We start from the raw sequence: 9,496 nt of genomic DNA on the forward strand, positions 1-9,496 counted from the left end.
GGGTCTCCTTAGGCGCGGGCGGACATGAGGTCGACGAACCGATCGAACAGGTAGCTCGAATCGTGGGGCCCGGCCGCTGCCTCGGGGTGGAATTGGACGGAGAACGCGGGGATGTCGAGGCACTGGAGTCCCTCGACGACGTCGTCGTTGAGGCACACGTGGGACACGGCGACGCGGCCGAAGTCCGGGTCCGCCGGGGCCGTGGTCTCCCCCTCGAGCGGGGCGTCGACGGCGAAGCCGTGGTTCTGGGCGGTGATCTCGACCTTCTCGGTCGTCCGGTCGATGACGGGGACGTTGATGCCGCGGTGGCCGAAGGGCAGCTTGAACGTGCCGAAACCCAGGGCCCGGCCGAGCAGCTGATTGCCGAAGCAGATGCCGAAGAACGGGATCCGTGCGGCGAGCACCTGCCGCAGCAGCTCGACCTGGTCGTCGGCGGTCGCGGGATCGCCGGGACCGTTGGAGAAGAACACCCCGTCGACGCCGAGGGCCTCGATCTCGGCGAAGCTCACCGAGGCGGGCAGGACGTGGACGTCGATGCCGCGCTCGGCCAGTCGCTGCGGGGTCATCGCCTTGATGCCGAGGTCGACGGCAGCGACGCTGAACTTCGCTTCGCCGACAGCGGGCACGAACTCGGGTGCGGAGACGCTGACCTCCTCGGCGAGTCGGGCCCCGGCCATCCGCGGGGTCTCGAGGACCGTCTCGAGCATGACGGTCGGGTCGAGCTCGGCGGCGGGACCGGAGAAGATCCCCATCCGCATCGCTCCCTTGTCCCGCAGGTGGAGGGTGAGCGCCCGGGTGTCGACGTCGCTGATGCCGACGATGCCCTCGGACTTGAGCCGCTCGTCGAGGTCGCCCTCGCTGCGCCAGTTCGACGAGACGCGGGAGGCGTCGCGGACGACGTAGCCGGCGGCCCAGAAGCGGCGGGACTCGTCGTCGGCGGCATTGACGCCGGTGTTGCCGATGTGGGGTGCGGTCTGGATGATGATCTGCCGGTGGTACGACGGATCGGTCAGGGTCTCCTGGTAGCCGGACATCGCGGTGACGAACACGGCTTCGCCGACGGTCTGGCCGATCGCGCCGTAGGCGGATCCGGTGAACGTGCGGCCGTCTTCGAGCACGAGGACGGCGGGGGTGGTGGACAGTCTCATGGTGCCTCTACGATCATCTCTCGGATGCGGTTGACGGTGGGGGCGGTGTCGGCGGAGTACCGGGCGCGGAAGCCCGTGTCGACGAGGGTCTCCCCGAGCCTCCAGGTGATGCGGACGATGCCGCCGCGTTCGACGAACTTCCCGATCATCCCCGAGGTGGTGTCGACGGAGACGATGTCGGAGCGCGGGATGATGAAGTCCTCCCGCCCGGCGAGGTCCATGATGACCCCGGCGTCGGTGACGACGAGCTCGCCGCTGGTGCGGATGCCCAGGCCGTGGACGGCGACGCGGTCGAGCGGGTTGCCGGCCGTCGTCGTCGAGACGTACGAACCGGCCACGGGGTCGGCGATCGGGGTGATGCCGAGGCCCGGCTTGACGGGGGCGGCGACGTCGGTCTGTCGGCTCTTGCGCCGCGACCAGCCCCAGGTCAGGGCGAGGAGGATGAGGAGGAGGATGCCTGCGATGATGAGGACGCTCACTGTTCGGTCCATGACGCTCCTGCCGGATGGGGGGTGGTGAGTTCGCCGTCTGCGAGCACGCGGTGCCCGTAGAAGAACGTGTCGGTGATCGCGGTGGCGACCTCGAGACCGGCGAAGGGGTTGTTCCTGCCCTTCGTCGCGTGGTCGGCCGGGACGATCGTGTGCGGGGCGTTCGGGTCGATGAGCACGAGGTTCGCGCTCGCACCCGTCTCGAGGCTGCCGTGGCCGGTGGCGCCGGTGATCCGGGCGGGGGCCTGGGACATCACCCGGGCGATGTCGCCGAAGTCGAAGTCGTAGTCGCGCATCGCCTCGACGACGATGGGCAGGGCGGTCTCCATGCCGACCATGCCCATGGCCGCGGCCGACCATTCGCTGCACTTGTGTTCGGCGGTGTGCGGGGCGTGGTCGGTGCCGATGACGTCGATCGTGCCGTCGGCCAGCGCCTCCCGCAGGGCCGTGACGTCGCGCTGCGCGCGCAGCGGCGGGTTGACCTTGTAGACGGGGTCGAAGGTGCGCACGAGTTCGTCGGTGAGCATGAGGTGATGCGGTGTGACCTCGGCGGTGACCCGGACTCCTCGCGACTTCGCCCAGCGGACGATGTCGACGCTGCCGGCGGTCGAGACGTGGCAGATGTGGAGGCGGGAGCCGACGTGTTCGGCCAGCAGCACGTCACGGGCGATGATCGACTCCTCGGCGACCGCGGGCCAGCCGGGCAGGCCGAGTTCGGCCGAGACCACGCCCTCGTTCATCTGCGCGCCCTCGGTGAGCCGGGGCTCCTGCGCGTGCTGGGCGATGACGCCGTCGAAGGTCTTGACGTATTCGAGGGCCCGGCGCATGAGCAGCGGGTCGGAGACGCAGATCCCGTCGTCGGAGAAGATCCGCACGCGGGCCTCCGAGCGGGCCATCGCGCCGAGTTCGGCGAGCTGCCTGCCCTCGAGCCCGATGGTCACGGCGCCGATGGGCACGACCTCGGTGAAGCCGGCGCTGCGACCCAGCCGGTGGACCTGTTCGACGACGCCGGCGGTGTCGGCCACGGGGGCGGTGTTCGCCATCGCGTGGACGCACGTGTACCCGCCGGCGGCGGCGGACCGGGAGCCGGTGAGCACCGTCTCCGCGTCCTCCTTGCCGGGTTCGCGCAGGTGGGTGTGCATGTCGACGAGGCCGGGCAGGGCGATGAGTCCGGTGGCGTCGATGACCTCGGGGTCGGGCCCGAGGAGGTCGGGGTCGACGAACGCGCCGTCGGCGATCGCGATGTCGGCTGGGCCGCGGCCGAGCACGTCGGCGCCCTGGATGAGGTAGTCAGTCAATGGTCTCCTCCTGACCGGTCAGCAGACGGTAGAGCACCGCCATGCGCACGCTCACACCGTTCTCGACCTGGTCGAGGACGAGGGCGCGGGGTGAGTCCGCGGCGGCCGCGGAGATCTCGAAGCCCCGGTTCATCGGCCCGGGGTGCATGATGAAGGCCGACTCCGGCAGGGCCCACAGGCGGGCCTCGCTCAGTCCCCACAGGCGCGCGTACTCGCGGGCGTTGGGGAAGAACGACTCGTGCATCCGCTCGTGCTGGACGCGCAGCATCATCACCGCGTCGAAGTCCTGGCCGGCGATCGCCTCGTCGAGGTCGTAGTGGATCGTCACCGGCCACGTCTCCGCGCCCCAGGGCAGGAGCGTGGGCGGGGCGATGAGGTGGACGTCGGCGCCGAGGCGGTCGAGCAGGTGGACGTTCGACCGGGCCACCCGGGAGTGGAGGATGTCGCCGACGATCGCCACGGTGGCGCCGTCGAGGCCCTTCCCGCGGGGTCCGTCCTTGACCGCCCCCGAGGCGGGGAAGCCGCCCAGCGCCCGGCGCAGGGTGAAGGCGTCGAGCAGGGCCTGTGTGGGGTGTTCGTGGGTGCCGTCCCCGGCGTTGACGACGGGGACGTCGATCCAGCCGGTGTCGGCGAGGCGCTGCGCGGTGCCGGCGGCGGAGTGGCGGACGACGATCGCGTCGGCGCCCATCGCGGAGATCGTCTGGACGGTGTCCTGGAGGCTCTCGCCCTTCGACACCGAGGAGCCCTTCGCGGAGAAGTTGAGGACGTCGGCGGACAGGCGCTTCGCGGCGGCTTCGAAGGAGAGCCGGGTGCGGGTCGAGTCCTCGAAGAAGAGGTTGACGACGGTGCGGCCGCGCAGCACGGGCAGCTTCTTCACCTCGCGCTCACCGACCTGCGCCATCTCCTCGGCGATGTCGAGGATCGCGACGGCGTCCTCGCGGGTCAGCGACGCGGTGTCGAGGAGGTGCTTCATTCGCGGCCTCCGGAGATCGTCACGGCGTCGGTTCCGTCGATCTCGGCGAGCGAGACGTTGACGCGTTCGCTGCTCGAGGTGGGGAGGTTCTTGCCGACGTGGTCGGCGCGGATCGGCAGGTCCCGGTGGCCGCGGTCGACGAGGACGGCCAGACGCACCTTGGCGGGGCGGCCGAGGTCCGAGAGCGCGTCGAGGGCGGCCCGGATCGTCCGGCCCGAGAAGAGGACGTCGTCGACGAGGACGACGGTGGTCCCGTCGATGCCCTCCCCGGGGATGTCGGTGGGGGCCGGTGCCCGGTAGGCGTTCGAGCGCAGGTCATCGCGATACATCGTGATGTCGAGGCTGCCGACGAGTCCCGGAGCGCCCTGCGGACGGTCGGAGATGTCGGCGATGAGCTCACCGAGGCGGGTGGCCAGGGGCACTCCGCGGCGGGGAATGCCGAGGAGGACGAGATCGTCGGTGCCCTTGTTGCCTTCGATGATCTCGTGGGCGATGCGGGTCATCGCCCGCCGCATGTCTGCGGCATCGAGCACTGTTCGCTCAGTCATATCTGCCCTTCTCCGCCTCTCGGGACGGTGGTTAAAGGAGCGTGGTGTGCTCAGTCTAGCGCGCGCCTGCGCCGGCCCGAGCGGTGGGTCCGCTGCGCCCGGCGAGTGCGGGCGCAGCGACTCACGTCAGCGTCGGTTTGACGTCGAGGATGCGCGAGAGCAGACCCGAGACGAAGCCCGGGGAGTCGTCGGTCGAGAACTGCTTCGCGAGCATCTTCGCCTCGTCGATCGCGGCGGTGTCGGGAACCTCGTCGTTGAAGAGGATCTCCCACGTGCCGATCTCGAGCAGCGCCCGGTCGACGGCCGGCATCCGGTCGATCGTCCAGCCCTCCGAGTAGGTGGAGATGATCTCGTCGATCTCCTCGCGGTGGGACTTCACGCCGTCGACGATCTCGACGGCGTACGCCTTCATCGGGTAGTCGGGGTCGTTCGACCGCATGGCCACGACCTCGTCGATGTCGAGTCCCCGCTGCCCCGCTTCGAAGAGGAGCTCGAGGGCCCGGCGTCGGGCCCGGGTGCGTGCTCCCACTTACTTGACGCGGCCGAGGTAGTCACCCGTGCGGGTGTCGACCTTGATCTTCGTGCCCTCTTCGAGGAAGAGCGGGACCTGGATCTCATAGCCGGTCTCCAGGGTCGCGGGCTTCGATCCGCCGGTCGAGCGGTCGCCCTGGAGGCCCGGTTCGGTGTGGGAGATCGTCAGCTCGACGGAGGCCGGGAGCTCGACCGACAGCGGGGTGCCGTCGTGGAAGGAGACCTGGAGCTCCTGGTTCTCGAGCATGTAGTTCGCGGCGTCGGCGACGAGGCTCGCCGGAATGGTCACCTGGTCGTAGTCCTTGGCGTCCATGAAGACGTAGTCGGAGCCGTCGTGGTAGAGGTACTGCATGTCACGGCGGTCGACGTTGGCGGTCTCGACCTTGGTGCCGGCGTTGAACGTCTTGTCGATGATCTTGCCGGAGATCACGTGCTTGAGCTTGGTGCGGACGAACGCGGGACCCTTGCCGGGCTTGACGTGCTGGAACTCCAGCACCTGCCACAGCTGGTTGTCGAGGTTGAGCACGAGGCCGTTCTTCAGGTCGTTCGTTGTCGCCACTAATCCGTCCTTCTTCACATCATGCCCCGCACGATGCGGTCGTGTCAGGGGGCGGCGGTTTCGCCAATGAGCGATTCTAGCAAGCCCGCACTGCCACTGTCATACGCGCTCAGGGAGCGCCCCCGTCGCTCACGCGCCGGGCCCGAGCAGCCTGCGCGGGGAGTCCTCGCCGATCTCCTGGTACGCGGTGTGGAGGAGGGAGACGTCGGGGATCTCGACGGTCGCGGGCTGACCGATGTCGCTCAGCAGCACCATGCGCAGCATCGACCCGCGGGCCTTCTTGTCCCGCTTCATCGTGTCGAGCAGCTGCGGCCACACGTCGGCACGGTACCCGGTGGGCAGGCCGAGCTTGGTGAGCAGCTCGCGGTGGAGGTCGACGACCTCGGCGGGGAGGTTCTTCACCATCGCCGCGACCTCGGCGGCGAAGACCATGCCGACGGACACGGCCGCGCCGTGGCGCCACTGGTAGCGCTCCTTGTGCTCGATCGCGTGGCCGAGGGTGTGGCCGTAGTTGAGGATCTCGCGGCGCCCGGCCTCCGTGAAGTCGTCGGCGACGACCTCGGCCTTCACGGCGATCGCCCGTTCGATGAGTTCCCGGAGCACGGGTCCGTTGACGTCGGCGATCTCCTCCTTCGTGTGGTCGCGGAGGAGGTCGAGGATGACGGGGTCGGCGATGAAGCCGGCCTTGACCACCTCGGCGAGCCCGGTGAAGAGCTCGTTCTCCGGCAGGGTGGACAGCGTGTCGAGGTCGACGAGGACGCCGGCGGGGGCGTGGAAGGAGCCGACGAGGTTCTTGCCCTCGGCCGTGTTGATCCCGGTCTTCCCGCCGATCGCGGCGTCGACCATGCCGAGGACCGTCGTGGGGATGTGGATGACGCGGATCCCGCGCAGCCATGTCGCGGCGACGAATCCGCCGAGGTCGCTCACCGCTCCCCCGCCGACGGTGACGATCGCGTCGGTGCGGGTGAAGTCGGACTGCCCGAGCACCTGCCAGCAGAAGGCGGCGACCTGGATGTGCTTGGCCTCCTCGGCGTCGGGGATCTCCGCGACGATCGCGTCGAGTCCCGTCGCGCCGAGGTCGTCGCGCACCGCCTCGCCCGTCGAGCGCAGGGCGCGGGGGTGGATGACGAGGACCTTCTCGACCTGGGGTCCGAGCAGGTCGCAGCTGCCCGAGCAGTCCCTGACCGACGAGCACCGGGTAGCGGCCTCCGGCGTCGACGTCGATGGTGGTCACGGTCATGGGGTCTCCTTGGTCTGCTGGTACTTCGCGTAGTCCTCGGCCCGCTGGAGGCCGGTGAGGACGTCGACGATGCGGTTGACGACGGTCGAGGGCGGTGAGTTCGAGGCGTGGACGCGGAACGTCGCCACCTGCTGGTAGAGGGGTTCGCGTTCGGCGACGAGGGCGAGCCAGTTCTCCACCGGGGAGCCCGCCCCGCGCAGCAGCGGCCGGTGCGGGGCGTTGAGCCGCGGGGCCACGGTCTCGGTGTCGATGTCGATGTGGACGACCTTGATCGCGGGGTGGAGCAGCTGCGCGCGGGTCCCGGAGTTGAGTATCGCTCCCCCGCCGAGGGAGACGATGCCGGGGCGGTCGAGGAGTCGGCGCAGCGCCCGGCGCACGACTTCGCGTTCGAGGCGGCGGAAGTGGTCCTCACCGCGTTCGACGAAGATGTCGGCGATGACGCCGTGGCGGTCGACGATGTTCGCGTCGGTGTCCGTCAGGGGCAGGCCCAGCCGGTCGGCGAGGAGCCGGCCGATCGTCGACTTCCCCGCCGCCGGCGGCCCGGTGAGCACGATGCGCGAGTGCGCGGCGGGCACCGGTTCGAGCGGCGGGACGGGTTTCGGAAGCGGGTGCTCGCTCATCGTCCGATGCGCAGGTTCTCCGGGATGGCGGCGAGGTAGCCCTCCAGGTTCCGCTTCGTCTCGGCCACCGAGTCGCCGCCGAATTTCTCGACGACCGCCTCGGCGAGGACGAGGGCGACCATCGCCTCGGCGACGACGCCGGCGGCGGGCACGGCGCAGACATCCGAGCGCTGGTGGTTGGCCTTCGCCGGCTCCCCGGTGACGACGTCGACGGTCGACAGGGCGCGGGGCACGGTGGCGATCGGCTTCATCGCCGCGCGCACGCGCAGCGGCTCGCCCGTCGACATGCCGCCCTCGGTGCCGCCGGCGCGGTTGCTCGCCCGGTGGTAGCCGGAGGCGCCGACGAGGATCTCGTCGTGGGCGGCCGATCCGGGGCGGGCGGCGGTGAGGAAGCCGTCGCCGACCTCGACGCCCTTGATCGCCTGGACGCCCATGAGGGCACCGGCGAGGCGGGAGTCGAGGCGGCGGTCCCAGTGGACGTGGGAGCCGAGGCCCGGCGGGAGGTCGTAGGCGAGGACCTCGACGACTCCGCCGAGGGTGTCCCCGGCCTTCTTCGCTGCGTCGATCTCCGCGACCATCCGGGTCGACAGCGCCGGATCGAAGCTGCGGACGGGGTCGCCGTCGAGGGCGTCGACGTCACTGGCGCGCGGCAGCGGGGCGTCAGCGCCGGGTGCGTTCTCGACGCCGCCGATCGCCACCGTGTGGGAGACGAGGGTGATGCCGAGTTCGCCGAGGAACTTCGCGGCCACGGTCCCGAGCGCCACGCGCATCGCCGTCTCCCGGGCCGAGGCGCGTTCGAGGACGGGGCGGGCCTCGTCGAAGCCGTACTTCTGCATCCCGACGATGTCGGCGTGGCCGGGGCGCGGACGGGTGAGCGGGGCGTTGCGGGCCTGACCGTCGAGGTCGGACTCGTCGATGGCGTCGGCGCTCATCACCGTCTCCCATTTGGGCCATTCGGTGTTGCCGACCTCGATCGCCACCGGCGAGCCGAGGGTCTTCGCGTGGCGGACGCGCCGAGGATCCGGACCTCGTCGGCTTCGAACTTCATGCGCGCGCCCCGGCCGTAGCCGAGCCTGCGCCTGGCGAGGTTGACGCGGATGTCGTCCCTGGTGATCGGGATGTGGGCGGGCAGCCCCTCAATGATCCCGATCAGCGCTTCGCCGTGGGATTCGCCTGCAGTCAGCCATCTCAACATTCCACCGATTCTACAAAACGAACGGTGCCCCCACCGACCCCAGCCACAGACCGGACAGCATCGCGGGACCGAACGGGATCGTCGTCGCCTTGAGGTCGTGGGCGCGCAGGCCGGCGATGAGCGCCCAGACCCCGGCGATGAGCACGCTGAACAGGAGGACGACGAGCGGGGCCCACGGGGAGAAGAGCCCGGACACACCGGCGACGACGAACGCGAGCTTGACGTCGCCGAGTCCCATCGTCGGCTTCCGCACGAGACGTCCGACGAGGTGGATGGCGCCGAAGAGGAGGATGCCGACGATCGCTCCGAGGAGGGCGAACCACCACAGCGTCGAGTTCCCGACGAGGATGCCGGTGATGAAGGCGGCGCCGAGGAGGGCGATGAGCGGGTAGACGATCCGGTCGGGCAGGCGGCGGATGAGGAGGTCGGTGACGAGGAGGACGGGTGTGGCGGCCGCTCCGGCGCCGAGGCTGAGGCTCGTCAGCGCGAAGTCGATCCCCGTCGGGTGGGGTGGGGTGAGCGTCGTGCCGCTGCCCGGCGCGTGGGCCGTCCATTCCGGTGGGTGGGGAATCGCCTGGTCGATGGGGAAGAGCGCAGCGGCGACCGCGGCGAGGGCGACGGCTGCGAGGATGAGGAGGCTCGGCCGGAAGGCGCGGGAGCCGGTGAGGGCGGTGAGGTCGGCGTCGTCGGCGAGCCACCGGGCGGGGGTCGCGACGAGGAGGGCGGCGAGGCCGCCGGCGATGACCGCGGTGACGGCGATGAAGAGCGCGTGTGCGACCATGCGCGGCCCCGGTCAGGCCTTCTCGGCCGCGCCGTGCATCGCCTCGGCCACCGCCGCCAGCTGCGCCCGCGGTGAGCGGGGTGCCGGCGCGCGCGCGAGAGAGACGAAGCGGCGA

The 9,496-nt window shown here is 70.5% G+C and carries 9 protein-coding genes and 2 pseudogenes; all 11 read right to left on the minus strand.

Annotation, left to right across the window (positions count from 1 at the left end):
* Positions 1–8 precede the first annotated feature (8 nt).
* Positions 9–1,148: a glutamine-hydrolyzing carbamoyl-phosphate synthase small subunit gene (gene carA, locus AC2W7K_RS02495; RefSeq protein ID WP_211979156.1), complete on the minus strand. Its 1,140-nt coding sequence runs from the start codon at positions 1,146–1,148 to the stop codon at positions 9–11.
* On the minus strand, positions 1,145–1,639 hold the full coding sequence (locus AC2W7K_RS02500; RefSeq protein ID WP_137823963.1) for a PH-like domain-containing protein: 495 nt from the start codon (positions 1,637–1,639) through the stop codon (positions 1,145–1,147). The genes carA and AC2W7K_RS02500 overlap by 4 nt, the downstream gene beginning before the upstream one ends.
* The gene (locus tag AC2W7K_RS02505) at positions 1,624–2,934 is read right to left on the minus strand and encodes a dihydroorotase (protein WP_211979155.1); all 1,311 of its coding nucleotides are present in this window, start codon (positions 2,932–2,934) and stop codon (positions 1,624–1,626) included. Before AC2W7K_RS02505 ends, AC2W7K_RS02500 begins: the two co-directional genes overlap by 16 nt.
* Positions 2,927–3,907, minus strand: a complete 981-nt coding sequence (locus tag AC2W7K_RS02510; protein WP_198498886.1) for an aspartate carbamoyltransferase catalytic subunit — start codon at positions 3,905–3,907, stop codon at positions 2,927–2,929. The genes AC2W7K_RS02505 and AC2W7K_RS02510 overlap by 8 nt, the downstream gene beginning before the upstream one ends.
* Positions 3,904–4,455, minus strand: a complete 552-nt coding sequence (gene pyrR, locus AC2W7K_RS02515) for a bifunctional pyr operon transcriptional regulator/uracil phosphoribosyltransferase PyrR (RefSeq protein WP_198498887.1) — start codon at positions 4,453–4,455, stop codon at positions 3,904–3,906. The genes AC2W7K_RS02510 and pyrR overlap by 4 nt, the downstream gene beginning before the upstream one ends.
* Before the next feature lie 121 nt (positions 4,456–4,576).
* Entirely contained in the window at positions 4,577–4,984 is a 408-nt protein-coding gene (gene nusB / locus AC2W7K_RS02520) for a transcription antitermination factor NusB (RefSeq protein ID WP_137823959.1), read from the minus strand.
* Complete coding sequence (efp, locus tag AC2W7K_RS02525; RefSeq protein WP_137823958.1) at positions 4,985–5,545, minus strand: elongation factor P; 561 nt, start codon at positions 5,543–5,545, stop codon at positions 4,985–4,987.
* A 129-nt stretch (positions 5,546–5,674) separates the two neighbouring features.
* Positions 5,675–6,785: pseudogene (aroB, locus tag AC2W7K_RS02530) on the minus strand (3-dehydroquinate synthase).
* A complete protein-coding gene (locus AC2W7K_RS02535; protein WP_140954958.1) occupies positions 6,782–7,405 on the minus strand; it encodes a shikimate kinase in 624 nt (207 codons plus the stop codon). Before AC2W7K_RS02535 ends, aroB begins: the two are co-directional and overlap by 4 nt.
* Positions 7,402–8,600: pseudogene (aroC, locus tag AC2W7K_RS02540) on the minus strand (chorismate synthase). The gene AC2W7K_RS02535 and the pseudogene aroC overlap by 4 nt, the downstream one beginning before the upstream one ends.
* 10 nt (positions 8,601–8,610) lie before the next feature.
* Positions 8,611–9,381 (minus strand): prepilin peptidase, encoded by a 771-nt coding sequence (locus tag AC2W7K_RS02545; RefSeq protein ID WP_198498890.1) that lies wholly within the window; start codon positions 9,379–9,381, stop codon positions 8,611–8,613.
* Positions 9,382–9,496 lie beyond the last annotated feature (115 nt).

Source organism: Brevibacterium sp. LAARM2_SD2 (assembly GCF_057364785.1).

Excerpts from the sequence above, each read along its gene's own strand:
- carA (WP_211979156.1), bottom strand. The coding sequence starts at position 1,148 with ATGAGACTGTCCACCACCCCCGCCGTCCTCGTGCTCGAAGACGGCCGC.
- AC2W7K_RS02500 (WP_137823963.1), bottom strand. The coding sequence starts at position 1,639 with ATGGACCGAACAGTGAGCGTCCTCATCATCGCAGGCATCCTCCTCCTC.
- AC2W7K_RS02510 (WP_198498886.1), bottom strand. The coding sequence starts at position 3,907 with ATGAAGCACCTCCTCGACACCGCGTCGCTGACCCGCGAGGACGCCGTC.
- pyrR (WP_198498887.1), bottom strand. The coding sequence starts at position 4,455 with ATGACTGAGCGAACAGTGCTCGATGCCGCAGACATGCGGCGGGCGATG.
- AC2W7K_RS02535 (WP_140954958.1), bottom strand. The coding sequence starts at position 7,405 with ATGAGCGAGCACCCGCTTCCGAAACCCGTCCCGCCGCTCGAACCGGTG.
- AC2W7K_RS02545 (WP_198498890.1), bottom strand. The coding sequence starts at position 9,381 with ATGGTCGCACACGCGCTCTTCATCGCCGTCACCGCGGTCATCGCCGGC.